This window comes from Aliinostoc maniaoense, assembly GCF_058172895.1.
Genome location: NZ_CP187952.1, coordinates 684,005 through 708,771, shown reverse-complemented (window position 1 = coordinate 708,771; position 24,767 = coordinate 684,005). Strand labels below are relative to the sequence as shown.

Here is a 24,767-nt window from a genome sequence, read left to right as displayed (position 1 = left end):
CAATGCTTAGAGCTTTGCACTTTGTGCAGCAAGGCTTTCGTCCTAGCCATTGCTTAGGCACTTTCTGGAGGCAGTAGCATTAAGGGTTTTCCCGATTTTGGCTTACTGCCTTGTCTCAGTTGGACTTAAGCAGCTTTTGCCGCTCAGTATCCATTGAACTGAGGCTTATGTAATGTCATCCAGTTAACATCACTACTCAGATTTTCATTCACTCGACAAGTCAAACCTTGAGTGTGAGGTTTGATTTGTCTTTTCTGACTACAGGCGTGGGTGTAGTCTGGTGATGAGGGTGGACTATGTTCTTAAGCCGCTTACCCTGAATTTGACCTCAAAGCTTTCTAAGTTTACCAGTCTTTGAGCTGTTTCCACCGGATTTTTTCTGGTGAAGTTATACGTTAGCTTTCACAGCTAGCGATCGCTCAAAATGACGACTGTGTTTGATCTTAATTTGCAAAAATGGTCACAATCTAATACTGTATATCATTAACCGATGTTTGTCTAGAAAATTAAAAATAAATTTTAAGATTGGGTATAGGGTATGGGGCATGGGGCGTGGGGCATGGGGCATTGAATTTTGTTCATCTGCTCGCCCGTTCCTAATCCCGCAAAGCAAGCTTTACTGATAAAATTGAGTTTAGCTTATCTCAGCTATAAGCTTTGTGATCTAACTTGATTTATCACTTCAGGGTCAATAATAGAGATATCAAAGCGGGATAGAAAAATTATCCGAAAAATCTATGGCACTAATTACCACTGGCAACGGTTTCATCCGCAATCTGGAAAAATTTGGTTCTCTAGGTGTTTACGTACCCTTGGAAGGGGGTTTTGAAGGTCGGTATCGCCGCCGTTTGCGTGCTGCCGGTTATGTGACTTTGCCCATGACTGCTAGGGGACTGGGTGATGTTGCGGCTTATCTGACAGGAGTTCACGGTGTTAGACCTCCCCATCTGGGTAAAAAAAGTTCTGGTAATGGTGCAGCTGTGGGTAACGTTTATTATCTGCCACCTGTTGTGAATTACCAACTAGAGCAGTTACCACCAAAGTCTAAGGGTTTGGTGTTGTGGATTATTGAAGGAAATATCCTTTCAGACCAGGAAGTAGAATTTCTGACAACTCTACCTAGTTTAGAACCAAAAGTGAAAGTAGTTGTAGAAAGAGGTGGCGATCGCTCCTTCCGTTGGCGACCTCTCAAAGATACTTTCTCATTGAGCTATCAAGCGGTTTAGAGGAAGCAGGGGTATAGGGGTGTAAGGGTACAGGGGTGTAGGTGAAGAAAATACCATCCCCTATGCCCCATGCCCCATGCCCTATGCCCCATGCCCCATGCCCCATGCGCTAATAATTAAAAACTAACTGAGTAGATTAAATCAAATTCACGCTCAAGAGTTATACGACAAGTATTATTGTGATTTTCTAAGTTTTCATACTCTAAACCCCCTGTAATTTGCGTTACTGGTCGCTTGAGGGGTTTCTCAAACTGAGACCATTCTCGGTTACTCCATTCAAAAATTGCTGCATCTACGTCGTTTTGCAGTTCTGAGGCTAGCAGTAATAACTCTAATCTATCTTCAGGGTTGCCCAAAATGAAGAACCGTAAAGCAATTGACTGGCTAATGACTGGTCTAGGTTCGTTGGCGGCAGAGGTGTTGCAATTACTAAACCGGATATTATAAGGCTGTAATTGAAAGTTTTCTGTTGGTTTCCAGGTTTTGGTAATTTCCTGGAGACGTTGATCTAGATATGGTAGTAGCCCTAATTTGGCATCAGTTAACAACTGACGAATGTTGGAAGCTTTGGTCATGACTGGATTTTACTCCACGATACCAAGTCAGATTAGCGTTTTGTGGGCATGACAAGCCAGAAACTTTGAAAAACTTTGTTTGCAACTCATGTTGTTGATGACGATGGTCGGCATGGGGCATCGGCACGACCTTAAACGGACGGGGAGCGACTGTAAGACTACTCCGGTAGCTAGTTGCTGTGAACCGTCAATAATCACCGACGTTCTACGTCGGTGAGTATGTCAATAATACCAATTGTCCAAAATTCGTAAATATATTGAAAAATCGGCATACTAAAATAGGGATACAATCTCAGCTTGTTCAGACGTGAAGGTTAACAAAGACAAATGAGACGTAAATCAACTGGTAGATCAACTACTACATCTAAACCTTCGGGTTTCCAAGCCTCCATGTTTAACTTCACCACTATTGCTATTTTGGGTGGGGTATTGGTGCTGGGAATTGGTATTGGTATTGCTTTTAGTTCCACAACTACGTTAACTCCATCCAATGTAGCTTCCCGTGAATTTATTGATACTAAAGCACCAAATCCTGAAATTTGCGTACAGTACGGAGCAAGTGCAATGGTAATGGATGCTAGGTTGTTTGTGACTCTCAACCCCTTCAATGTATATGTTGCCCAACCGAGTATGCGCCCTGGCTGCGTCATCCGTCAAAATAACTGGGCAATTCTAGAGCAACGTAAGCTTGTGACATCGGATCAGGTGCGAGAATGTAAAAATCGCCTGAATACTTTTGGTTTTACTGGTAGCTTAGACAGTGAAAAACCTGATATTAGATGTATTTATCAGAATGAAGCTGGACAAAATTTCTTTTTGTCTCAACCAGGAGCAGTTGCACCACCACAAGAAACGGAAAGATTTTAGTAGTGGGAAAAGTGCAACGCACCGTTAATCTCGGTGCGTTATAAAACCAACTGTTTCTTCTCCTGACGGCTTAAGAGCTTTTCACTTAGGTAGAGGTTGACCAAACTCAATGACTACTGGATTAGTAATTTTGGGTGAATTGTTTGGTTGGTTAGAGATTGTGGGAGAAGGGAAGTTTGTAGGAGATGAGAGAGAATTTTGGATTTGGACAGGATTGGTGGAATTGAGTGGAGGTACAGTAACAAAAGGTTGCTGTGGACTAGCAATTGTTGGAGGTAGAGTACTGGGTAATTGTAAGTAGTTAGATTGAGTTGGTAAAGGATTAATGAATGAATTTTTGGTGTTGGTGAGTTGTCTAGAGCCACTAACAAAAGGGCGTAAAACCCAGCGAGTGGGGTTCTGTTTGGAGACTGGTTGTAATTTTACTTGATTAGGGTCTACAAAAACTCCGGTTGCTAAATCTAAAACGATACGGGTGACGTTGGTATTTAATTGGGCAACGCGAACTCTTTGGACTGCACCAGTGTAATTTTGCTGAGTGGGGATATTACCTAACTGGGTATCGGGAATATCGATAACAATGCGCGGTGGTTCGGAGAGGTAGAAGTAGTTTGGTGTTTTGCCGACTGAAAGGTTAATTTCTAACTTACCTGCCTCTGGGGAGAAACGCCAATTATTGAGCTTGGCTACCTGTGCAGCAATGGTACTGGTGGTTGGAAGTGCAAATGCAGCAAACAAACTAATGGTAAATAGGTGTTTGCCCCTGTGAATAAGTTGCTGACTTGAGATTCCGTTCAACATCATTGATTTAGCTGTAATTGTGTTTAACCACCAGGCAGAAAGAGTAATGAGTGCGGAGTAAAATTTACTAGCTTTTAGTCTCTACTCTCTGATTTTTCGTTTCTAATGGCTAACTGGTACTTGCGGTGTAATAAGTTATTAGAACTTACGCAAGTGTTACAGTTGATGGCTGGTACGTGACGCTAGAAGTTTTATAACTACGTTCAAATAATTTCGCAGCGTCACACACCCTACTGGTTGCCATATTTTAATAGGTATTTGAGTTTTTGGGTTCTGCCTGGGCTGGTTCAGGTGTAGCATAAAATTCTACATTTTGGGAGATAGTACTGATAGTTATTTGTCCTTGTAGTCTGCCGCCATCTGTCATTTGCATTTGAGCTTTAAGGGTGTGAGGGGGTGCAAGGTTACAAAGAATCATGTGGTCAACTTCTCCGGCTAAATTTAATTGCTGATTTTGGAAAAGTCCTTGGAGAGAATAATCTTTGTGAGTTTCTCCATGAGCTTTCGCTGAAGATAAAGAAGCATTTAAGTAAATACCTGACTGTTGTATGTTGAGTCTGAGAGATGGTGATTGCCGACATTCAGGTACATTGTTAGTTAAGGTGAGAAGATAAGAACCTTGAATCGTGGGTGAGGCTTTGAGGTGTGTTTCTCCATAAATAGTGATGGTTTTAAATAACACCAGTACTGAACCTATTGCCACTGCATAGAAGGTCAGGGATTTGGAGTGGAAAAGATTCATTTTTTTGAATTTTTGATGATGGGTTCTTGACTCATGGGTTCAGAGAGAGCAGAGGTTAGGTGAGAGGTGAGTTGGTTATAGCGACGGGTTATTAGTAGTGAGGAACGACATTGAATAGCTAGCTCATCTGTATATCTGCCTAGGGTTTGCCGCTCAATTCCCCAAGCTCGACTAGTACCAGCAATAGTTAAATCAACAGTCTCTGAGGCTGTGACTACGGCTGAAATTGGTTCGGAAGCATGGATAATTTTGATGTTGATGCGATCGCGTACACTTTTTGGTATTTGTTCCATCATGGTCTGCATTTCATAACTTAATTCGTTCTCATGTTGGGGCTTTTGAACTACTTGTAATATTTGCAACATACAAGTATCACGATTAATTAATAGTCTCAAAGCTAATGTGAGTGCTAAATCATCGTGAATATTTGCAGAATAGGGAACTAATAGACTTTCTAATTTATCTGTGCCTCTATCTACAAAAACAGCTACATCTACTGGTACAGTGCTGAGAATTTGACCAACCCGTCCACCTAAACGATTGTTACTAAATGCTGGACGATGCCATCCTACTAAAATTAAGTCTGCTTGTTCGATTTTGGCAATTTGGGCTGTTTGTCTGGCAAAATTACTAGATATCTGCACAATGGGATGGACAAAAGCTTGAGTTGTTTGTGGTTCTAGGGTACTAATCAACTCTTCTAAATGGTGGCGACGCTGAATAATTAATCGGTCAGCTTCATCTGGGGTATTGGCAAAACCATAATCTTCTTCTAATTCAATTAAGCTGAGGGGATTAACTAGAGCTGGTTGACGGTAATTGATGGCTAATGCTACAGCTAACTGTAATAAACCTTTTTGTGTACTAGGATTAGCAACTGGGACTAAAATCCGATAGGGGCGAATATAACCTTCATGGGGGGTTTTATTGGTAACTTTCGTATCTGCTTCTGGTGGGACTAAATCTAATTCGATCAGTTTTTTGGGATAAATCCACTCTACTAGGGGCGAAGTCATAAATGTGGTGACTAAGGCCATAATTACCAGCATGGTAAATAACAAGGGAGAAATCACCCCTAGTTCCAAACCAATATTCAGTACAATTAACTCAGTTAAACCACGAGTATTCATTAACCAACCGAGTGCTGAGGCTTCGCGTTTGTTGATGCCACTGAAACGAGCTGCTACATAAGTACCAATATACTTGCCTGCGATCGCTACTAATAAAACTGCCGCACATATTAGCCACAGTTGAGGACGGTTCAATAAACCAATTTCTGTCCGCAAGCCACTGTAGGCAAAAAATATTGGCAGGAGAAAAATCAGGACGAAATCTTCGGTTTTAACAGCTAATTCCCGGACTAAATCTGCATTCTTAGGCATAGCTGCACCCAATAAAAATGCTCCGAAGATCAAGTGAATCCCAATGAGTTGGGTAATTAGTGCTGAGGCGACTACGGCAATGTAAATTACTGCTAGTAACAATTGACTCAAACGTTGAGTGCGCTGGTAATGGGCGGACAGTCGTTGCAAAAACCAACGTCCTAGTGTCAACATCAAAGCGATATAGACTAAACCTTCTAAAATTGTCGGTAATGCACCTATGATATTACCAGTTCTGGCGACAGCGATCGCTACTGCTAACAAACACCAAGCTGTGACATCATCAACTGCTGCACAAGTTAATGCCAGCGTTCCTAAACGAGTCCTCTGCAAATTATTTTCAGTAATAATACGAGCCAATACAGGAAAAGCAGTAATTGATATTGCTGCACCTAGAAATAGAGCAAAGGCTGTAAAAGAAACACTCGCATTAGAAACGAGAGGATAAAGCCATAAAGATAAAATAGATGTCAAAGAAAATGGGACAAGAATGCTGATATTTGATGTCAGAATAGCTACTTGCAAATTACCATTCAAATATTTGGGATTGAGTTCTAACCCAATCAGAAACATGAAGAATATCAGTCCTACTTGAGATAAAAGATTGAGAAAAGGTAGAGTTTCTGGTGAAAATAAAGTATTTGATAATTCAGGAGCGATTAAACCAAATAAAGAAGGGCCAAGCATAATTCCGGCGACAATTTCACCAATTACTAAAGGCTGTTTAATTGATTTGAATCCTAGCCCTACTAACCGAGACAACCCAATCACAATTAACACTTCAACCAGCACGAGAATCACTGTGTGCATAGTTCCCTCAATAGCAACTACCTGGCTTCCCTAAGATGATTCTGCAAGTGGGTCGTAATGTCAAGTTTGGGTAGCTAATTTACAATAATTTAGGATGATTTTTGATGTTAATTGTTGTAACAATATCAGAGATAAAACTCTATATGAATGAGAATTTACGAGCTATATGGAGATAAATTTTAAAATATTATAGATGCTGCTAAAGCAGTAAACAGGGTTGAGGGAAGGAGGTGATTAGCTCACTGATGTTATGGAATTGGATTGGATACTCAATGTCTATATTTAAACCACCTATCAGTTATCAGTCCTGACAGTCTATGGTGTGGTGCTTTGGAAGGGTGATTTTAGTAGTAACAGTTACTGTTCACTGTTATTTTCTCCAGAGGTTTGATTTTGCCAATTTTGTCGATTAAGACGATAAATAAAGCATTCATCCTCACCAAATCTTCGGTACTCAACAAATTGGAAACCAAGACGTTCATAGAAGCGATGAGCGCGGGTGTTACTGGCAAGCGGATCAATGATTACAGCTTTGACTGATGGATTTGCAAAACATCGACTGAGGGCTAACTGCATCATTTTTGTTCCATAGCCTTTGCCTAAATCGGCCTCCTCCCCAATCCAGATATCAATAGCCCGAAGATCCGCCGCCACATCACCCCAATAGTGGCTTTCCTCACGCGCGGGATCGATGATCTGGATAAATCCAATGGGACGATTATCGATTTCAGCAATCAATTGCTCTCTCCAATTAGGGGTGCGCTCTAGTTCTACTTCCCAGTGCCAGTCATCGTTAGGGTCTGAGGCAATCACATGAGGCTGTTCATCCCAATGTCGTAACAGATCCACATCAGCAGAGGTGGCAGAGCGTAAGTTTATCACAACTTCCTTAAATAACGTCAGTTCGGGTTAAGAAGATTTCGCTGCTTAAAAAGTATTTTTTGTCACAATCCCAAGGAGATAAATATGCAAGAAACTTTTTCTATACTTTCATAAACTGCTGGGGAGTTTGGCTGAGAAGTTAAAAGTCATCTTCACCAACCTTCTCTACGACCCAACTCTGTTCTCTGTTCCCTTTAAAACCATTGTCCGCCTCGGAATCGCCAACGGGGGAATAAAATTCGCATGATGCTTTGGGAGGCGATAAATACTGATAACCAAACTACGCTGTAATGTAACAGAACCATGATTAACGATAGTCTGTCTTTGGGTATAGGTAATGGTAAGTTAAAGATTTGGACTCCACACAAAATAAAGAGTAATTCCCAAAGACCTGCAAAGAGTTGATAAGCGGCTGGCCAATCTCTATCCCAACGAAACTTTTGTAGATAGTTATAAAGTATATCCCAGCCTAAGCCGAAGATAGTAACATAGCCAAGTATCCAAAAGTAGATAGAATCGGGAGATCCATCAATTAAGCCCATTGCAAAGGGTAGGGATACTATTACACCCACGGTAGCCATCAATAATAAGCGAGTTTGCCAACGACCAAATAAAGTTGGGGTCATATATATTGGGTTATGAATATATGGTTTGTCAGTTGAAAATGTAGGGGTGCAGGAAGTAACGAAGGAAATTACTTACTGTTTCAGTAAACTTTGTCTCTCTGGTTACTTACACACCCAATAAATTTTAGATTAATTGATATTCAGGTTGAGGATGATAGGCTGCTAGTGCTTCCCAATTGATCACATCTTCTAATAAAGCTTGATAACCTAAAGTGTTGGGGTGGAGTCCGTCTTCACTCAGGTGATGATTTCGCCAAGTATCGCCCCGTGCCATCCAGCGATCAAAAATATCTAAATAGGGAATTTGCCGTTGGTTGCAAGCTAGACGAGTGGCTTCCTTGTAACGGTATTGATCAAGGTGATTGTAGTATAAACAATCAAGAAAAGGCATCTTGGCTTCATTAACGGGAATCATACCGACAAATAGCACGGGACAAAGTTGCTGTGCTTGATCTAATAGTGCAGCGATTTCTGACTCAAATATCGCAAAGTCTGTATAGTTTTTGCCATTAAGACGGCCTAAGCGTGGTGAATCATTTACCCCTACGGAGAGGATGATTAAGTCGGGGACACGATTTCGGAGTTCACCGCGATGGCGAAATTCTACTTCTAATCTTTGTGCTACTTGCTGGGTGCGATCGCCTCTCACTCCCAAATTATACAGGACATGACCAGAACTATTTGGTAACATCCATGAGCGACGCAATTGTTCTACCCAGCCTCCTTTTTCGGGGTCGCCAAAGCCGTATATTAAGCTATCCCCCAGTGCGATGATCTTCAAAGGCTGACATTGATTTGGAGATAAAGACAGCTGCATTGAGGAATGAACTGGTAATGTTTGCATCTTAAAAATTTATCTTATATCTTTAGAAGATTCTATACATTTCTACACTATTAAACAGTATATTTTTTTATTTTTATGCTGAAAATTTTACCTTTGTGTGGTGCTGGCATTGATTAAGTATGGAACTAGGGCATCTTTGCGTGGCCAGTTGCGTATGAGGAAGCGCAGCAAAAGAGGTAATGAAATTGACATTAATAAGACTCCCACCCACCAGCCAGAACGTAGTTGTGCCAATGTGTTGGCGGCTGATGTTGTTGTGGGTTCGCCACGACTTGATAAAAATCCCATACCAGATGCGATTAAATTATTAAAGGCGTGACAGGCAATAGGTACAATTAATGACCGGGTTTTAATGTACAAAACCCCCATCACTAGCCCAAATAAAGATAATCCCACAAAGTTAGCGTGTAAGACTCCAAATAAAATGGAGGAAACCACCAAAGCAGAACGCAGACCCCATTTAGCCGCCCAACGCTGTAAGATAAATCCGCGAAAGATAAATTCCTCAGTGATAGGCGCAATCACTACATAGGCGATCGCGCCCAGTAAATTATAAAATAGGGGTGCAGAACTACGAGGTGCAGGGTTATTTGCGACTTGGTTCAGTAAAGCTTTGATGAAATTAGGTGCAACCCAGGATAACAGGGAAAATGATACGAGATAAGCACTAATGGAAAATAAAATCATCAACAAAACCAAGCCTAATGTCGAGAACCATTTGTAGTTCTTGGGGACACTGCCCATTAAATATTGAAGATTAACTCCTGTGCGCTTAAAGTCTGCCAGTGTCCAAAGAGATAATGAACAAAATATTACAATGTAAAGAACCAGTATGGAAGTTTGACTATTAAATTTTTGTCCACTAACTCTCTGCAATACACCTTGTACTAAGACAATAGCAAAAGATATCAGTACAAATTGGCCAAACAGGTAGCGAACCTTGAGTTTTTGGAATGGATTATTTAGATTTGTATTCATAGGGAATAGGGCATAGGGAATAGGGCATAGGGCATGGGCTAATCAATTCAAAATTCAAAATTCAAAATTCAAAATTAAGGAATTTTGGCATTGCTGATTAATGGGATGATTTGTGTTTCGCACATACCCCTAAAGCGGAACGCGCAGGATAGGCGCATTTGCCGTAAGGCGTTCTCGCAGAGTAAGCGGAAAAAATCGATACTTTACTTTGCTACAAAAGCTTAATTCATCTCGCATTTATCCAATGACGGAACTTTAAATCCTTAATGCTTCGGTCAACAGTAAACAATCAACAGTTAACATTTCCTATGGTGATTGATTTGACACCCACTTTAACCACTGTCCAAAGGAACTCAAGGGGTTTAAACGCTTAATTCCTGGCGCGCGGGCGGCGGCGAGTCCATCGACGGCGACTAAGGCGGAGTATTGCAAACCTAAAAAACTATCAACGGCTGCATAGGGGCCGCCGAGGGTAATTGCACCGGCTACATACATTTGGCCTTTATTATTTCGCATTTCTGGGATTTCAAAGTTATTGGCAACAGCCAAGCGTCCCATATAGTTGAGGGGTAGATTGTAATGCTTGACCAAATCATCTAATAATGGATTGGCTTGGACTTTGGCATCTAAACCTGTGGCATCAACGATAAAGTCTGCGGCTAATTTCATTTGACCAAAGCCTTTTTCTTGGATTTCGCTGATGGTGCGATTTTGTGCGTCCCTTTCTACTGTTAATACCTCTCCGAAGGTGATTTGATACCAACCTTCTTTTAAACCGTTTTCAGTAATTTGCTGCCAGTCTTGACGGTCGGCGGTGGTTGTTCCACCCCAGTCTGTGAGTAGGCGTTGGCGTTCGTCTGGTGTGGCGTTTTCTAACATAAAACGCAATTCCCCACTCCAACAGGATTTCGGCCAGTTAAAGGGTTGAAATTCGTAATGATTTTTAACGAGACGTGTGGCTTTTTGGAATGTGTTACCTTGGGGTTTAGGCGATCGCATTAAATGCAAAACTGTAATATTCTTATTTTTGCGTCTGGCTTCATAAATGCGCTGCACAATTCGGGAAGCGACTATTCCCCGTCCCCTAATTAATACTGTGCCACCTTGACGCTCTAATTGCTCATATACATGATCGTGTGCTTCATAAGCATTCACGACGGATTTAAAATCTTGATATTTTTCTCTATAAGCCTGCAAATCAGGGAGAAACTGAATTGCTGGATACCCAGTAGCTAAATGTAAATAACGACTCACAACAAAAGCATGATTGCCTTGTCCGCGAGAATAGGCTACACAATATCGACCATCATCGGTTTTGCGAATTGCCCTGACTCGTCCATAACGATAAATTTGATTCCAGCCAATACGCTTGGCTTCTCGGTCAATAGAATCGAAAACATTACCTGCACGGGGAGTATAGGTTTCGGCAAAAGTTGGTTCTGCAAACACCTGCCATAAATATTGTATGGCTGTATTCAGCTTACCTTTGGTGAAGTCGTGCCAAGCTTCTCGCCAAGCATAACTAGGCCAACCCCAAATATTGTCAGGACAGGAATCAGAGTTAGAGCGTAGTCTTTCATGTAAAGGAATTTGGGAATTTAAACACAGACGCTTATAACGAGCATAAGGTTCTGGTTCTAGTCCCAAAGCCGCAATTTTTTCGGCACGGACACCGGTAATTCGCAGTAAGTCTGACCAGATAAAACTCCCTAGTCCTCCCCCAACGGCTAAATAATCATATTCATCGACAGGTAAACCTGTGGCGTGAAGTGCCTGCACTGCCACCTGTTGAGCTTGAAATGCGGGTGGGGGAAAATTACTCCCTAAAGGTGTGAATGGGCGGGGTGGTGGTAAGGGTGGTATGCTCGGATCGGGGATATTAGTATGAGGATTGAATTGAATTAAGGATGGGGAAGTGGTGATTTGTTGAGTGACATTACTAGCCAAATTCACCATCATGGTATAGGGGCCAATTTGCAGCGTATCACCATGATTGAGAATACTACGTGGTTGGCGTTGACCATTAACAAGCACACCATTCACACTACCTTGATCAATTACTACAAATTGATTGTTTTCCCAGGTAATCAAAGCATGATAGCGAGATATTTGACTACTATTTAAGAGCATTCGTGTTACACGCTGCCCGTTAATTTCAGCAGGTAAACGTGCGAACTCTCGACCAAAAGCTATAGGTACATTTAAATTTGGTTCTCGCCGTTCCCCCGTTGTTGGATCTTCCCAAGTTAATTGAATTTGTTGGTTAGTCATTGATTAAGACCTTTGGGAAATTCAAAATTCAAAATTCACTCATAGCGTAAGGCCAGGCTTGCGCCTACAAAATTCAAAATTAACGCTGTGTGCAAGTTGCTCTCAAACCTAACCCCTAACCCCTTCCCTTGTAGGGAAGGGGAAGAATCAAAGCCCCTGTCCTTGCCGCAAGGGTGAGGACAGAGGTGTTAATAATAAGTCGCACATCACGTAAATTAAGACACGAATTTACAGTCATGCTGATGCTAAATAACAGCCTATTCACCTGACTCATGATTCTATGCTCAATTTCCTGGTGCAACCAATACACTCACAGCCGCCGCTAAAGATGTACCACACCAATGACAGCCGATTTGTAAATTTTCAATTGGGGATACTTTATGACATTTAGGACACTCTAAGCCGTAATTGCCTGGGGCTGGTGGATGGTTGTGTACAGGTGAAGGGGGTGTATGGTGATGTTGATGTATGGGTGGTTGTGGTGGTATGGGGGCTGTAACTTGGCGATTTTTATGTATAGGTGGTTTTTGTTGTAGAGGGGCTGTAACTTGGCGATTTTTATGTATAGGTGGTTGTGGTGGTATGGGGGCTGTAACTTGGGGATTTTGATGTGGTTGAGCTGGGTTGATAACTGTAGGTGGAATGGTGTTAATGTTAACGGCAGTTACTTGGAGTTGTACTTGCCCTAAGTAAAATACGCTACCTTGACTTAAGGGTTTTTCTCCTTGGGGGAGTGGTTGTCCATCTACGAGGGGGGGATTTTGCGATCGCAAATTTCTGATATAAAAACTTTGCTGTTGTGAATTAAAAAATACTTCTACGTGTAGACCTGAGACAGTTGGGTTGGCCAAAACAATGTCGCACTGGAGTGGATCTCTACCAATGCGAATAGTACCAGGATTTTTGCTTGGCTGTTGTTCGTAAATTTGCTGATTTCTATTTTGACCAGCATCATACCACTGTAAAGTTAGTGCGTTCATTGTTCTAACTTAAATAATTCCTATGTAGCTACTTCAAGTTCTTGCTGTGCGATTCCTAACACGATTGAGCATTAGGAAGCAAGTTTTTACAAGCAACTTCAATAAAATGATAAGGTGATTGTTGCTATTATCACCTAAGTAATGACAACAAAAATTAAAGGTTGGCGATCGCAAACATGAAAATACGTCTTTATTGTGTTCGTTATCACCTGTCACCTGTCAGATGCTAATTTATCAGCTATGCGGGTAGTTTCTGGCAAGCGATATTTCGTGGTGCAACCCAACACATAGTCAATTGCCGTAGGTAAACTGATTTTATGACCACTAGAAACATACACAGGGTTGACTCCGGTACGAGTGCGTAAGGCTGCACCAATAGTTTCACCATGATGTATTAATGGTTGCCAACTACCTTTAGTGTCTGGTAGCTTTTCATGTTTACCAATAAATAAGGATTTTGCTACCCCAATTGTGGGGATGTTGATAATAACTCCTAGATGGCTAGCTATACCTAACCTCCGGGGATGAGCAATTCCCTGTCCATCACACAAAATGATATCCGGTATGGTTTGAATTTTTTCTAAGGCATCGAGTATGGCTGGTATTTCTCGAAATGATAAAAAACCGGGAATGTAAGGAAAGGAAGTCGGACGGTATGCTAATTGGGTTTCGATAATTTGCAACTCAGGAAAACTCAACACCGCTACGGCTGCACGGCTAATAGTACCATCCGCTTCAAAACCCATATCAACCCCAGCAACATATTTAACTGGTTGTGGGATTTGATCCTGTATAATTACTTGATTGCGTAATTCTTCTTGAATAGCTATGGCTGTTTCCAAACTCTGAGGCCAGGCATGGAGTTGATAAATCTTCATATTTTTAATTAATAGTTAAAATTTTTTTTCTAAAAAAACTAGAGATAACTGTGTATCTACAGTTGTCACTAATTGTAATTTATTTGTACTTTTTCATGGAAGACCAAAACAGAACTTAAGGTTAATTGATGGCGGATACTCGGTGAGTGATTACCCGTAAAATCCTACGAATTTTTGGTGTATGATTCCCGAAATATTAATTTCCAGGATTAGTAGAAATTTGTAAATTTTTGTAAGAATTTGTCAATCAGAATCAAGAAATGGCGAGTTTCATACCGATAGACAATTGTTGCAGAAGGAGAATAACAATATGCGTAATATGGCCAATACCTCTAATGTTAAATTTAAGTATGGTTTTTATTTAACAGGAGGAATATTTTTCTTACTTGTAGCCATGATGTTTCGTCCATTTGCAATTGTGAATGCGGGGGAACGTGGGGTAGTGATGCAATTTGGTAAAGTCCAAGATCAAGTGTTAGATGAAGGTTTACATCCGATTATGCCTGTGATCACATCAGTGAAAAGAATTAATGTGCGCGTCCAACAAAATAGTTTTCAAGCTGATGCAGCGTCTAAAGACCTGCAACAAGTAAAAACAGAATTGGCTGTTAACTGGCACGTTGATCCCAGTAAAGTTAACAGAGTATTCCAACAAGTTGGAGATCAACAACAAATAGTTGTAAGTATAATCACCCCGGCAGTATCGGAAGTTTTAAAAGCGGCAACTGCTAAAAAAACAGCAGAAGAAATTATCACCCGCAGAACAGAATTGAAGGCAGAGATTGATACTAATTTAAAAAATAGACTTGAGGCTTATGGGTTGATAGTCGATGATGTTTCTTTAGTAAATTTTTCCTTCTCACCAGAATTTAGTAGAGCCATTGAAGCTAAACAAATTGCCGAACAAGAAGCTAAACAAGCAGAATTTATTGCTAAAAAAGCAACCCAAGAAGCTCAAGCAGAAGTCAACCGTGCTAAAGGTCAAGCTGAAGCACAAAGATTACAAAGGCTAACTTTAACACCGGAGTTATTACAAAAACAAGCAATTGAAAAATGGGATGGTAAGTTCCCAATGGTTATGGGTGGTAATGGTTCATTACCATTGATTAATGTTAATCCTAGTAATTTGAGTAGCAAAAATAACTAAAATTTCTTAAAAAGCCCTGAAAAACCGGGTTTCTGAAGGAAAGATTAAGGTTTTAAGCTGAGGGATTTGCAAGAACCTAAAAAACCGGGTTTCTGAACGAAAGATTAAGGTTTTAAGCTGAGGGATTTGCAAGAACCTAAAAAACCGGGTTTCTGAACGAAAGATTAAGGTTTTAAGCTGAGGGATTTGCAAGAAACCCGGTTTTTAACCTCGAAGCTCAAATTAAGCAATATTTAGGACTTTGCGTAAAATTGCTTGGTCTTCTAACTTGGCTTTTAAGCGACCATTTTCGACATCTCGAATCCAACTTTGGCTTTTACCTGTGAGTTTGGCTAATTCTCGTTGAGAGAGATTAAGAGTTTTTCGTGCTTGTAAAATCTGCTCACCAACTAAATCACCTGCGGTGGGAGATTTGCGTCTGACTCTAGCGGTTCGCCGTTGTTTTTTTTCTGATTCTGAGATTTGGCGTTCCCATTCTGGTGGTAATTCAAATGCTAAAATCCGGGCATTCATCAACAGATTCCACTTACCACGGGGGCCTGAGTCTGTAAGCCGGGTTTCGCCACCAGCGTCATTAATCCAAAATTCTAAGGCTTCATCAGGATCTTCGGGAATATCAATTAACTTTGCCCACAGGGGTTGAATTTCTAGGGGATAGGTAACGGGGTCGAAGATGGGTTTAATACCATGATGGTTGAGAATTTCTAAATCGCTTTCAAATGTCTTTAATAGACGTTTGCGTTCTTCACGGTGTCGGGAAGCTAAGGTGACTTTTTCTTCCCCGTAGGCGATGCGGAGCAAAGTAGGAACGGTGATGCGTTGTTCCTTGCCCATTTTAGTTTTAAACAGCAACCAAAGCATCAGTCTGACTGCACCTTCATGTTGCTGCCAAATACTCATCACTGTGGTGAGGAGAGTTTTGGGGAGACTGCCATATTGATAGAATGCACTACGTTCTTTACATCCTTGTTTGTTCAAGAAATATTGAGACCAAATCCCAGCACGGATTTTAAAAGTTAGTCCGATGAGATATTTGCATCCTAGGTCATCTTCTTGAAAGTGGTGTTGAACGTTGACTAAGTGCCACAAGCGACTATTTTCGACTGTAAACCCCTGGACTCGACCTTGTTGTGGCCAGTCGAGAGAAATAATCAGTGAACAAGCTTGTTTAACTAGATTTTTGATTAAGGAGAGTTTGGCGGCTTTATTGAGGTCTTTACGTTTCTCCAGTCCTAAATATTTTTCTAGTTGGCGTTCGTCAATGGCAAATTCCTGCTCCCAAGGTTGCGCTAAGGTTGTAGCATGGGCAGCAAAAATGAGATGGATGCAAGCGGCGCGAATATCAAGAGTTTCAATGGCAGTAATATCTTTGGCGTATTGGTTGACTTGAAATGGATCTTGGATGTGAAAGGCGATCGCACCTCGTCCTTGGTTGACTTGTCTGCTATAACATAGATAGCCTGCTTCATCGTTTTGCCAATTCAGGGATGTACGCTGTGCTAAGAGGTTGCAAGCTTCCCAAATGGCGATCGCAGAAGCAAATGGGTTATTCTTGCCATTAGAAAATAAGTCTGGACTGGTAGCATCTCTTGGTTCTATTTTGCATCTCCCCTTCTTTGCCTGCCAGGGAATAGGAGATTTAGTTGGACAAGCTATTACACATTGTGGTTCAGAGTAATAGCCTTCACAATTATTACAAAGGCAAGGATCTATCCAATATTCATTGCCTTCTAGTTTGATTGCACCCGTAGGACATTGGGGACGGCAGTTGTCACATCCAACGCAATTTTTGTTAGGAATTGTATAAGGCATATTGGCTCTTTTCCCACTTGAATCGTTGAGATGTTCGGCTAAGTCTCCCCTGGATGTGTCCTGTTGATTTTGCATTTACTACCTACTTATTTATGCAGTAATAAAAGGTGATTACTGCAATTTGTCCACATCCATATTTAGACTTTGCACCCAATTAGAAGGTATTAATGTCACCATTAATTTCCTTCTTTCTTAAATAAACATTTCATAAATATATTGATAAGTTTGTTCATAATGAGCTTACAAAAAGTTTTTAAGGATTTCCAAAATGCTTTATTTAGCAGGGTTTATATTTAACCTTAGAGGCTTAACCAAAGTATTTTTGTTGGACATCTACAAGCATAGAATAATCTGCTTAATTTCTAGAAAGTGTTTGTGTAATCAGACAGTAAGGAAGATTTATTAATAATTTTAATATTTATCTCAAAGTAATAATCTGTGATTTCTGCAACAGATTCGCTGCTTGGTGATGTAATCCTTATTTAGATAATTCTGCCAATGCTTTAATTAAAGCATTGATAATCATTTAGCAAAAAATCTCTAGAAATAAAGTATTTTTTTATCAATATGGTTAAATTCGTTCTGTGTTTTAGGTGACAGAAAAAATATCAAAATATGCCATGATGATAATTTTGCTAATTAATTGCATAAATTTTCAGTAATTTTATGTAATTTCATCAATTATATTGGTATGAATTAACTCAATACATAGTTTTTAGCCACTAGTAATTTCAAGAAAATCTAGTTTGCATCTTGCAACAGTTTCAGCCCTTGTAGCTTGGCATTGGTATCTAATTTTTGATGAGCTAGTATTTTAAATTATGGGATAATATCAACAATTAATGATAAAGTTTTTCATTTAAATATAAGCATATAACAAGATTTAATTTTGTATTTAATTAGCAGTTATATACTCGAAAAATAATTAATTAATAACAAAACATATAGATAAAATTAAAGTAGGATGAATATTCAAGTACCAACAAGTTTATTGGCAGAATAGCCGGGAGTTTAGTCATGGCAGTACTCACAGGATTAACATTTGGTGGCAAGACTTGGACACCTAAATTTGCTCAATCAATTGATAAAGACAAATGTATCGGATGTGGCAGATGTATTAAAGTATGTGGTTATTCTGTGTTGGATTTGAAAGCACTCAATGAGGAAGGTGAATTTGTAGATGATGAAGAAGATGATGAAATTGAGCGTAAAGTCATGGTAGTTGCCAACCCAGAAAACTGTGTTGGTTGTGAAGCTTGTGCGCGGATTTGTCCTAAAAATTGCTACACCCATGCAGCATTAGACAACTAAGTTGTTAGTGGCAATGTAAAAATTATTGGTAAGCTAACTAGAGGAATCATGTTTGATTTCTGAAATATACGTAGGGTGCGTTAGCGACAGCGTAACGCACCTTCCTAATGTGGCAATGCTAAAATAGTCTATTAGAAAAAAGTAAGTAGAACGACTTGAAAAAACCAAACTATGTAAAGTAATGTAAAAAAAATTGCATTTAGTTCGTAGTAAGGACTTTAGTCCTCTCATAAGGACTAAAGTCCTTACTACAAACCTTTAATTATTTACACCGTTCTACTTACAAAATATTGACTTATCTCAATTTCATCTCAAATATATTGCAACGTTTAAAGCTTGCACGCCATTCTCCAAAGTTTTTGGTGCGTTACGGCTTACGCCTAACACACCCTACACTACTTGATTTGGTGTTTTGCTCTCGAATTTAAATGATTACTGTGGAGAAATCTAAGTTTAGTAAAAAGTTCGTATTCAACACATGGTTAAATCAGTAATTGTTCATGGTTAACAAGTTTATCTTGGTTATAAAATAAAGATTTTCTGCGTAGGATGTAGCAGAATTATTATCCTGGAATATATTCACAATTTATTGTTAAGTTTTTGGGGGTAGATATGAAAATATCTGGAATAATTACCCCAATTTTTATTTTTATGAGCTAAAAATTGAATAAGTGAAAAAACATTATCTGTTCAATAATGTAAAAGCCTATAGGTGAAAAATCAGGAGTATGCTTAATACCCCATAGCCTATACCTAAAGCACCAAATACCGATAACGAAAAAAGCAGGTACTATGCAACAAATTCCTGTTTCACTATGGACTCTAATTGCTGGAATAGTAATTGGAGTAATAAGTTTGTGGATTGGTCAAAATCATGACCTGTTGCCCGTAGCAGCATCACAGCAAGCACCTTTGGTAGACGGGTTTTTTAATATTATGTTTACCATTGCTGTGGCACTGTTTTTGGTAGTAGAAGGCACGATTTTGATTTTCCTGTTCAAATATCGTCGTCGTCGGGGTGATAATGGCGATGGTGTACCGATAGAAGGTAATGTTCCGTTAGAAATCTTTTGGACAGCAATTCCATCACTGATTGTGATTTGTTTAGGCATCTACAGCGTAGATGTGTTTAACCAAATGGGAGGATTAGAGCCAGGAAGTCATCCCCACGCTGCATCTCATGCAACTCACAACTCTGGAACGGCTCTGGCTGCTACTCTCGAAGACACCGCCACAGCTACAACTTCTCCTAGCATTGGGATTGGCGCATCACCTACAAATCAAGCCAAAGCTGCGGATGTGGTAGTGAATGTGACTGGTATGCAGTTTGCTTGGCTATTTGATTATCCTAATAACGGTGTTACGGCTGGAGAATTACACGTTCCTGTGGGTGCTGATGTGCAACTCAATCTTTCAGCGCAGGATGTTATTCACTCCTTTTGGGTTCCCCAATTTCGGCTGAAGCAAGATGCGATTCCTGGGATTTCCACAGAATTACGATTTGTAGCCACTAAACCAGGGACATATCCTGTAGTTTGTGCGGAACTTTGCGGCGGTTATCACGGTTCGATGCGGACACAGGTAATTGTCCACACACCAGAAGAGTTTGATAGCTGGTTGGCAGAAAATCAAATTGCTCAACAGCAGAACCTCCAACAAGCTGTGGCAGTTAACCCAGAAAATTTGTCTACATCAGAGTTTCTTGCACCTCATGTGCAGAGCTTGGGAATTGATGCAGCAAGTTTAGAGTCACTGGTTAATGTTCGCTAGAGACAGCATTAATCGTGTCTCTACAAAAGTCAATAGTCACAAATTCAGTTATGACACAATTAGAATTTCCACCATATACACCACCAGATGACGGAAAGAGTGTACATTTTCAACCGGCTTGGAAATGGCGGGACTATTTCACATTTAATGTAGATCATAAGGTGATAGGTATTCAATACCTAGTGACAGCCTTTGTGTTCTACTTGATTGGCGGGTTGATGGCGATCGCAATTCGTACTGAGTTAGCGACACCAGAAGCGGACTTTATTGATCCTAATCTATACAACGCCTTCATGACTAACCACGGGACAATTATGATTTTCCTGTGGATTGTTCCCAGTGCCATCGGGGGTTTTGGTAATTATCTCATCCCCTTGATGATTGGGGCGCGGGATATGGCGTTTCCCAAATTAAATGCGATCGCTTTTTGGTTAAACCCCCCAGCCGGATTACTATTAGTAGCGAGTTTCTTTTTCGGTGGTTCGCAATCTGGTTGGACTGCTTACCCGCCTTTAAGTCTAATTACCGCACCTATTGCTCAAAGTCTGTGGATTTTGGCAATTGTGTTAGTGGGGACTTCTTCAATTCTCGGTTCAGTTAACTTTGTCATCACTATCTTGATGATGAAAGTCCCCAGCATGAAATGGGATCAATTACCTCTGTTTTGCTGGGCAATTTTAGCTACTTCTGTGCTAGCACTGTTATCTACACCTGTGTTAGCCGCCGGTTTGGTACTGTTGCTGTTTGACATCAACTTTGGCACTTCCTTTTTTAAACCAGATGCAGGTGGTAACGTTGTTATCTATCAGCATTTGTTTTGGTTCTATTCCCACCCGGCAGTGTATTTGATGATTCTGCCGATTTTCGGCATTATGTCGGAAGTTATTCCCGTTCATGCCCGCAAACCAATTTTCGGTTATAAAGCGATCGCTTACTCTAGTGTAGCTATTTGCGTGGTTGGTTTATTTGTCTGGGTACACCATATGTTTACCAGTGGTACACCCGGTTGGATGCGGATGTTTTTCACCATCTCGACTTTGATTGTAGCTGTACCTACCGGGGTGAAAATTTTCGGTTGGGTAGCGACATTGTGGGGTGGTAAGATTCGCTTTACCAGTGCCATGTTATTTGCGATCGGCTTGTTGTCGATGTTTGTCATGGGTGGCTTAAGCGGCGTGACGATGGGGACAGCACCTTTTGATGTTCACGTCCATGATACTTATTATGTAGTTGCCCATTTCCACTATGTGCTGTTTGGTGGCTCTGTGTTTGGGATTTACGCAGGTATCTATCACTGGTTTCCCAAAATGACGGGACGGAAGTTAAATGAGTTTTGGGGACGTGTGCATTTTGTCCTGACTTTTATCGGCACTAATTTAACTTTCTTACCAATGCACAAGTTGGGTTTGCAAGGTATGCCTCGCCGGGTGGCGATGTATGATCCCCAGTTTGTCGATTTGAATCAACTGTGTACCATTGGCGCATTTATTTTAGGCTTGTCGGTAATTCCCTTTGCAATCAATATTATTGTCAGTTGGCGTAAGGGTGAATTGGCTGGGGATAATCCCTGGCAGGCTTTGAGTTTGGAATGGACTACTAGTTCTCCTCCTGCGGTGGAAAATTGGGAGGTTTTACCAGTGGTGACTCATGGCCCTTATGAGTATGGTCATTCTTCGGAAGTTAGTTCATCAACCTAATCCCCCAACTCCCTTTTCTAGTATGAAAGCTACAGTAGACTTCTTGCATAAATACTTTGGTGTTGCTAACAAGATTGTTTAAAAGCTCACGCAAAGGCGCAAAGACGCAAAGAAGAACGCAGGAAAATAACTCTTGAAGTTATGTATTAGGATTGTTCAATTATTCGTGCAAGAGGTCTAGTGTACAGGTTGCTACATCAACATTGTGAATGTATCCGGTGACATTGCTAATGTATTGTCTGACATTGCTAATGTATTGTCTGACATTGCTAATGTATTGTCTGACATTGCTAATGTATTGGCTGACATTGTGAATGTATTGGCTGACATTGCTGATGTATCGACTAACTCTGTTGTATGTACAAGTAGCAGTACAGAAGGAGGAGTAAGAAATTTTCCCCTCTCCTGGTAGGAGAGGGGTTAGGGGAGAGGTCAAAAAATTGTATTCAGAGGTATGTATGACTGTTGTAACGGCGCATGATGAGCATCACGAGGCGCATCCTGATTTGCGGGTGTGGGGATTGTTGACGTTCCTGGCTTCCGAATCTTTGATGTTTGGCGGCTTTTTTGCTACTTATTTGTTTTTTCGGGGGACGACTGATGTTTGGCCGCCGGAGGGAACTGAGGTAGAGTTACTTGTCCCGGCGATTAACACTGCAATTCTGGTGTCTAGTAGTTTCGTCATTCACTTCGGGGATATGGCGATTAAGCAGAATTGTGTTTGGGGAATGCGGTTTTGGTATTTCGTCACCGCGATTATGGGAGCAGCTTTCTTGGCGGGTCAGGTTTATGAGTACCAAAATTTGGGCTATGGTCTGACTACGAATGTGTTTGCTAATTGCTTCTATATCATGACTGGGTTTCACGGTTTGCACGTATTTGTGGGACTGTTACTGATTTTAGGAGTGTTATGGCGATCGCGTCGTGATGGTCATTATTCTGCAACTAAGCACATTGGCATCGAAATGGCAGAAATTTACTGGCACTTCGTAGACATTATTTGGATTATTCTGTTTACTTTGATTTACGTTCTGACCAAGTTTTGAAGGGTGTAGGGGTGTAGGGGTATAGGGGTGTAGGGGAAAGCCAGAAGTAAAAACAGAAAAACCTTTTGATTCCCAATGCCCTATGCTCCATGCCCAATGCCCCATGCCCAATGCCCCAAAATAAAATTATGCTCAATCAAACTAACAAATTTTCCTGGTTTGAAGTTCCAGAAGAAGTCAAAGAGTTATTAATTTTAGCTGCTCAAAATTGGGAAGATACTTCAACATCAGAAAAATACATTCAAGCAGCTTTAGCGATGACTAGGGAAAACACTGATGTCTTAGTAGCAGCTTATAGATTTTTCTTTTATAAAAATAATTATTTCTTGGCATTGCAAATAAGTCGCCAATTATTAGATAAAATTAAAGAATCAGAGAAATTTCCTGATGAGTGGGAGCAAGTTAAACCTATATTGGTGAATCGTCGAGAAGAACCCCCAATTAGGTTATACTTAAATGCTTATGCCGCTACAGGTTTGGTATTAGCAAAGTTAGGGGAAATCGAGCGGGCTAAAGAAATTAGTTTGCGAGTCAAAGAAATTGACGACAAACATGATTTCGGTGCAGGAATCCTCCTGGATGTTTTGACACGTCCAGCAGAAGAAGATGATTAAATCAGTTTTGGGTGAACAGTTATCAGTTAAGAGTCAACAACCATGAACAGTTTTTCATTTTTTAACGCATCTTCCTACAACCCTGTATCTACATTTTCTGGTAATAATGACCTATTTCCTTCTAGGGTTGTTGTGCCAACATTTTCCCGTGAACCTCTGCCTAATCTCGCTACACCAATCATTGTATTGCCTCAATTTTCTCAACAAAGATTTTAAATATTATGCAAGGTAGGGATTGGTTGTTGACGGGAGACGGTCAATATCAAGCGTGCAAATCACCGAGAAGTTGGGATTTATTACAAGAAAATTATCGTCTATATCGGTTTTTAACTGAAATAGAAGATGTTCTTAATGGGGTAGATGATGAATCTAGTCGTCTACCTAAAATCCGAATGCTCGTCAGACGCTTGATTCTCAATTCTTATTGGGTGAGGAGTCAGTATTTAGAACCTTCCCCGACAACCGGAATATCTGTTTTACTGTTATATGATGAATTGGGTTTTCCATTAACAGTCCAAACAGTTACATTCGCACCAGGAAGCACATCTAACATTCACAATCATGGAACATGGGGAGTAGTTGCGGTATTACAAGGACAAGAAAAAAATACTGTTTGGCAACGCACTCAACACCCAGATTATCCAGACAAAATTGAGCCAACAGGAGAAATTCTCTTATCCCCAGGAGACATCATCAGCTTTACTCCTGATGCAATTCATAGTGTGGTAGCAGTAGGTGATAAAACAACTGTGACTTTTAATATTTATGGTGAAACTGATCCCAAACAAAGGTTTGAGTTTGATCCAGTAAACCATAGTGCCAAGAAATTTTAATTTGTAATCAATAATTCTCAGTTCGTAATTAATTTATCGCCAATTATACCAATTTTGGGTTTTGGATTTAAAGCCTACATTCATAACCAATTTGGTATTAATTACGAATTACGAATTACGAATTATTTCCAATTCATTAGGAGATACTTCAATGGCTAGAGTCCTTTTCTATAGCAAACCTGGCTGTAAAGGTGGTACAAGACAAAAGGTTTTGTTAACTGCGGCTGGACATGAGGTCGTGGCTTATGACTTACTGAGTGAACCTTGGACGTTGGAACGTCTGCGATCATTTTTTGGCGATCGCCCGATTACTGAGTGGTTTAATGCTTCCTCACCCAAGATTAAATCAGGTGAGATAGTTCCTCAAAACTTAGATGAACAAACGGCTTTATTTTTAATGTTGCGTGATCCTCTGTTAATTCGCCGTCCTTTGATTCAAGTAGGCGATCGCCGCGAGGTCGGTTTTGATGTCAATATTTTAGATGCGTGGATTGGCTTAAAGCCTGTAGATGAATCCTTCCGCGCTATGGCTGAAAATCTTATGAGCCAAGATTTACAAGGTTGCGCCCACGGTCAAGGCCACAGTGATGCTCATCACCACGATCATCAAGGTAATTGCAACCATCACACTCAGGAAGAACACCACCGCCAAGGTTGTCACCATTAGATATATGT

Annotated in this window: 23 protein-coding genes; 10 read left to right on the top strand and 13 right to left on the bottom strand. The window is 40.5% G+C overall.

The genetic code is table 11. From position 1 onward, the window contains the following. The first annotated feature begins 737 nt into the window (after nucleotides 1-737). Nucleotides 738-1,226: an NAD(P)H-quinone oxidoreductase subunit N gene (locus tag ACPZ3T_RS03080; protein WP_490273519.1), complete on the top strand. Its 489-nt coding sequence runs from the start codon at nucleotides 738-740 to the stop codon at nucleotides 1,224-1,226. 116 nt (nucleotides 1,227-1,342) lie between these two features. Here the strand turns inward: ACPZ3T_RS03080 and ACPZ3T_RS03075 are convergent, their stop codons facing one another. Further along, nucleotides 1,343-1,801 (bottom strand): hypothetical protein, encoded by a 459-nt coding sequence (locus tag ACPZ3T_RS03075; RefSeq protein ID WP_490273518.1) that lies wholly within the window; start codon nucleotides 1,799-1,801, stop codon nucleotides 1,343-1,345. Next, nucleotides 1,764-1,922: a hypothetical protein gene (locus ACPZ3T_RS03070; protein WP_490273517.1), complete on the bottom strand. Its 159-nt coding sequence runs from the start codon at nucleotides 1,920-1,922 to the stop codon at nucleotides 1,764-1,766. The genes ACPZ3T_RS03075 and ACPZ3T_RS03070 overlap by 38 nt, the downstream gene beginning before the upstream one ends. Nucleotides 1,923-2,128: 206 nt before the next feature. Here ACPZ3T_RS03070 and ACPZ3T_RS03065 point away from each other — a divergent pair, with 206 nt between their 5' ends. Further along, on the top strand, nucleotides 2,129-2,668 hold the full coding sequence (locus tag ACPZ3T_RS03065) for a DUF3172 domain-containing protein (RefSeq protein WP_490273516.1): 540 nt from the start codon (nucleotides 2,129-2,131) through the stop codon (nucleotides 2,666-2,668). A gap of 81 nt (nucleotides 2,669-2,749) precedes the next feature. Here ACPZ3T_RS03065 and ACPZ3T_RS03060 read toward each other — a convergent pair whose 3' ends face one another. The 10 genes from ACPZ3T_RS03060 to nfi form a co-directional block, all read right to left on the bottom strand. Beyond that, nucleotides 2,750-3,472, bottom strand: coding sequence for an AMIN domain-containing protein (locus ACPZ3T_RS03060; protein WP_490273515.1), 723 nt, complete (start codon nucleotides 3,470-3,472; stop codon nucleotides 2,750-2,752). Nucleotides 3,473-3,716: 244 nt separating this feature from the next. Further along, complete coding sequence (locus ACPZ3T_RS03055) at nucleotides 3,717-4,211, bottom strand: hypothetical protein (protein ID WP_490273514.1); 495 nt, start codon at nucleotides 4,209-4,211, stop codon at nucleotides 3,717-3,719. Further along, entirely contained in the window at nucleotides 4,208-6,403 is a 2,196-nt protein-coding gene (locus ACPZ3T_RS03050; protein WP_490273513.1) for a cation:proton antiporter, read from the bottom strand. The genes ACPZ3T_RS03055 and ACPZ3T_RS03050 overlap by 4 nt, the downstream gene beginning before the upstream one ends. Before the next feature lie 357 nt (nucleotides 6,404-6,760). Continuing rightward, on the bottom strand, nucleotides 6,761-7,285 hold the full coding sequence (locus ACPZ3T_RS03045; protein WP_490273512.1) for a GNAT family N-acetyltransferase: 525 nt from the start codon (nucleotides 7,283-7,285) through the stop codon (nucleotides 6,761-6,763). 194 nt (nucleotides 7,286-7,479) lie between these two features. After that, nucleotides 7,480-7,911 carry a hypothetical protein gene (locus ACPZ3T_RS03040; protein ID WP_490273511.1) on the bottom strand — a complete coding sequence of 144 codons (432 nt, stop codon included), beginning with the start codon at nucleotides 7,909-7,911 and terminating at the stop codon, nucleotides 7,480-7,482. Nucleotides 7,912-8,035: 124 nt separating this feature from the next. Beyond that, complete coding sequence (locus tag ACPZ3T_RS03035) at nucleotides 8,036-8,755, bottom strand: GDSL-type esterase/lipase family protein (RefSeq protein ID WP_490273510.1); 720 nt, start codon at nucleotides 8,753-8,755, stop codon at nucleotides 8,036-8,038. 87 nt (nucleotides 8,756-8,842) lie between these two features. Beyond that, nucleotides 8,843-9,733 carry a CPBP family intramembrane glutamic endopeptidase gene (locus ACPZ3T_RS03030; RefSeq protein WP_490273509.1) on the bottom strand — a complete coding sequence of 297 codons (891 nt, stop codon included), beginning with the start codon at nucleotides 9,731-9,733 and terminating at the stop codon, nucleotides 8,843-8,845. A 306-nt stretch (nucleotides 9,734-10,039) separates the two neighbouring features. Continuing rightward, nucleotides 10,040-12,004: an FHA domain-containing protein gene (locus tag ACPZ3T_RS03025; RefSeq protein ID WP_490273508.1), complete on the bottom strand. Its 1,965-nt coding sequence runs from the start codon at nucleotides 12,002-12,004 to the stop codon at nucleotides 10,040-10,042. Between the two features lie 284 nt (nucleotides 12,005-12,288). After that, nucleotides 12,289-12,984, bottom strand: a complete 696-nt coding sequence (locus tag ACPZ3T_RS03020) for an FHA domain-containing protein (RefSeq protein WP_490273507.1) — start codon at nucleotides 12,982-12,984, stop codon at nucleotides 12,289-12,291. Between the two features lie 212 nt (nucleotides 12,985-13,196). Continuing rightward, the gene (gene nfi, locus ACPZ3T_RS03015; protein WP_490273506.1) at nucleotides 13,197-13,862 is read right to left on the bottom strand and encodes a deoxyribonuclease V; all 666 of its coding nucleotides are present in this window, start codon (nucleotides 13,860-13,862) and stop codon (nucleotides 13,197-13,199) included. A gap of 310 nt (nucleotides 13,863-14,172) precedes the next feature. Between nfi and ACPZ3T_RS03010 the strand changes: the two genes are divergently transcribed. Then, nucleotides 14,173-15,009, top strand: a complete 837-nt coding sequence (locus tag ACPZ3T_RS03010; RefSeq protein WP_490273505.1) for a prohibitin family protein — start codon at nucleotides 14,173-14,175, stop codon at nucleotides 15,007-15,009. A 222-nt stretch (nucleotides 15,010-15,231) separates the two neighbouring features. Here the strand turns inward: ACPZ3T_RS03010 and ACPZ3T_RS03005 are convergent, their stop codons facing one another. After that, nucleotides 15,232-16,821, bottom strand: a complete 1,590-nt coding sequence (locus tag ACPZ3T_RS03005; protein WP_490277103.1) for a helix-turn-helix domain-containing protein — start codon at nucleotides 16,819-16,821, stop codon at nucleotides 15,232-15,234. A gap of 1,017 nt (nucleotides 16,822-17,838) precedes the next feature. On the opposite strand from ACPZ3T_RS03005, the gene fdxB reads away from it, so the two are divergent. The 7 genes from fdxB (at nucleotide 17,839) to ACPZ3T_RS02970 (ending at nucleotide 24,759) form a co-directional block, all read left to right on the top strand. Beyond that, nucleotides 17,839-18,132, top strand: coding sequence for a ferredoxin III, nif-specific (gene fdxB / locus ACPZ3T_RS03000; RefSeq protein ID WP_490273504.1), 294 nt, complete (start codon nucleotides 17,839-17,841; stop codon nucleotides 18,130-18,132). A gap of 792 nt (nucleotides 18,133-18,924) precedes the next feature. Beyond that, nucleotides 18,925-19,902, top strand: a complete 978-nt coding sequence (locus ACPZ3T_RS02995; protein ID WP_490273503.1) for a cytochrome c oxidase subunit II — start codon at nucleotides 18,925-18,927, stop codon at nucleotides 19,900-19,902. 50 nt (nucleotides 19,903-19,952) lie between these two features. Further along, entirely contained in the window at nucleotides 19,953-21,599 is a 1,647-nt protein-coding gene (gene ctaD / locus ACPZ3T_RS02990) for a cytochrome c oxidase subunit I (RefSeq protein ID WP_490273502.1), read from the top strand. Nucleotides 21,600-22,057: 458 nt separating this feature from the next. Continuing rightward, nucleotides 22,058-22,645 carry a cytochrome c oxidase subunit 3 gene (locus ACPZ3T_RS02985; protein WP_490273501.1) on the top strand — a complete coding sequence of 196 codons (588 nt, stop codon included), beginning with the start codon at nucleotides 22,058-22,060 and terminating at the stop codon, nucleotides 22,643-22,645. 128 nt (nucleotides 22,646-22,773) lie between these two features. Continuing rightward, nucleotides 22,774-23,259, top strand: a complete 486-nt coding sequence (locus ACPZ3T_RS02980; protein ID WP_490277102.1) for a hypothetical protein — start codon at nucleotides 22,774-22,776, stop codon at nucleotides 23,257-23,259. A 221-nt stretch (nucleotides 23,260-23,480) separates the two neighbouring features. Then, nucleotides 23,481-24,092: a cysteine dioxygenase family protein gene (locus ACPZ3T_RS02975; RefSeq protein ID WP_490273500.1), complete on the top strand. Its 612-nt coding sequence runs from the start codon at nucleotides 23,481-23,483 to the stop codon at nucleotides 24,090-24,092. A gap of 151 nt (nucleotides 24,093-24,243) precedes the next feature. Further along, the gene (locus ACPZ3T_RS02970; RefSeq protein WP_490273499.1) at nucleotides 24,244-24,759 is read left to right on the top strand and encodes an ArsC/Spx/MgsR family protein; all 516 of its coding nucleotides are present in this window, start codon (nucleotides 24,244-24,246) and stop codon (nucleotides 24,757-24,759) included. The last annotated feature ends 8 nt before the right edge of the window (nucleotides 24,760-24,767 follow it).

Bases quoted from the DNA above. Each gene is read 5' to 3' on its own strand.
- ACPZ3T_RS03025 (WP_490273508.1), bottom strand. From the start codon at position 12,004: ATGACTAACCAACAAATTCAATTAACTTGGGAAGATCCAACAACGGGG.
- ACPZ3T_RS02970 (WP_490273499.1), top strand. From the start codon at position 24,244: ATGGCTAGAGTCCTTTTCTATAGCAAACCTGGCTGTAAAGGTGGTACA.
- ACPZ3T_RS02995 (WP_490273503.1), top strand. From the start codon at position 18,925: ATGCAACAAATTCCTGTTTCACTATGGACTCTAATTGCTGGAATAGTA.
- ACPZ3T_RS03010 (WP_490273505.1), top strand. From the start codon at position 14,173: ATGCGTAATATGGCCAATACCTCTAATGTTAAATTTAAGTATGGTTTT.
- ACPZ3T_RS02975 (WP_490273500.1), top strand. From the start codon at position 23,481: ATGCAAGGTAGGGATTGGTTGTTGACGGGAGACGGTCAATATCAAGCG.
- fdxB (WP_490273504.1), top strand. From the start codon at position 17,839: ATGGCAGTACTCACAGGATTAACATTTGGTGGCAAGACTTGGACACCT.
- ACPZ3T_RS03050 (WP_490273513.1), bottom strand. From the start codon at position 6,403: ATGCACACAGTGATTCTCGTGCTGGTTGAAGTGTTAATTGTGATTGGG.
- ACPZ3T_RS03070 (WP_490273517.1), bottom strand. From the start codon at position 1,922: ATGCCCCATGCCGACCATCGTCATCAACAACATGAGTTGCAAACAAAG.
- ACPZ3T_RS03075 (WP_490273518.1), bottom strand. From the start codon at position 1,801: ATGACCAAAGCTTCCAACATTCGTCAGTTGTTAACTGATGCCAAATTA.
- nfi (WP_490273506.1), bottom strand. From the start codon at position 13,862: ATGAAGATTTATCAACTCCATGCCTGGCCTCAGAGTTTGGAAACAGCC.
- ACPZ3T_RS03055 (WP_490273514.1), bottom strand. From the start codon at position 4,211: ATGAATCTTTTCCACTCCAAATCCCTGACCTTCTATGCAGTGGCAATA.
- ACPZ3T_RS03065 (WP_490273516.1), top strand. From the start codon at position 2,129: ATGAGACGTAAATCAACTGGTAGATCAACTACTACATCTAAACCTTCG.
- ACPZ3T_RS03035 (WP_490273510.1), bottom strand. From the start codon at position 8,755: ATGCAAACATTACCAGTTCATTCCTCAATGCAGCTGTCTTTATCTCCA.
- ctaD (WP_490273502.1), top strand. From the start codon at position 19,953: ATGACACAATTAGAATTTCCACCATATACACCACCAGATGACGGAAAG.
- ACPZ3T_RS03060 (WP_490273515.1), bottom strand. From the start codon at position 3,472: ATGATGTTGAACGGAATCTCAAGTCAGCAACTTATTCACAGGGGCAAA.
- ACPZ3T_RS03030 (WP_490273509.1), bottom strand. From the start codon at position 9,733: ATGAATACAAATCTAAATAATCCATTCCAAAAACTCAAGGTTCGCTAC.
- ACPZ3T_RS03020 (WP_490273507.1), bottom strand. From the start codon at position 12,984: ATGAACGCACTAACTTTACAGTGGTATGATGCTGGTCAAAATAGAAAT.
- ACPZ3T_RS02980 (WP_490277102.1), top strand. From the start codon at position 22,774: ATGCTCAATCAAACTAACAAATTTTCCTGGTTTGAAGTTCCAGAAGAA.
- ACPZ3T_RS03080 (WP_490273519.1), top strand. From the start codon at position 738: ATGGCACTAATTACCACTGGCAACGGTTTCATCCGCAATCTGGAAAAA.
- ACPZ3T_RS02985 (WP_490273501.1), top strand. From the start codon at position 22,058: ATGACTGTTGTAACGGCGCATGATGAGCATCACGAGGCGCATCCTGAT.
- ACPZ3T_RS03005 (WP_490277103.1), bottom strand. From the start codon at position 16,821: ATGCCTTATACAATTCCTAACAAAAATTGCGTTGGATGTGACAACTGC.
- ACPZ3T_RS03040 (WP_490273511.1), bottom strand. From the start codon at position 7,911: ATGACCCCAACTTTATTTGGTCGTTGGCAAACTCGCTTATTATTGATG.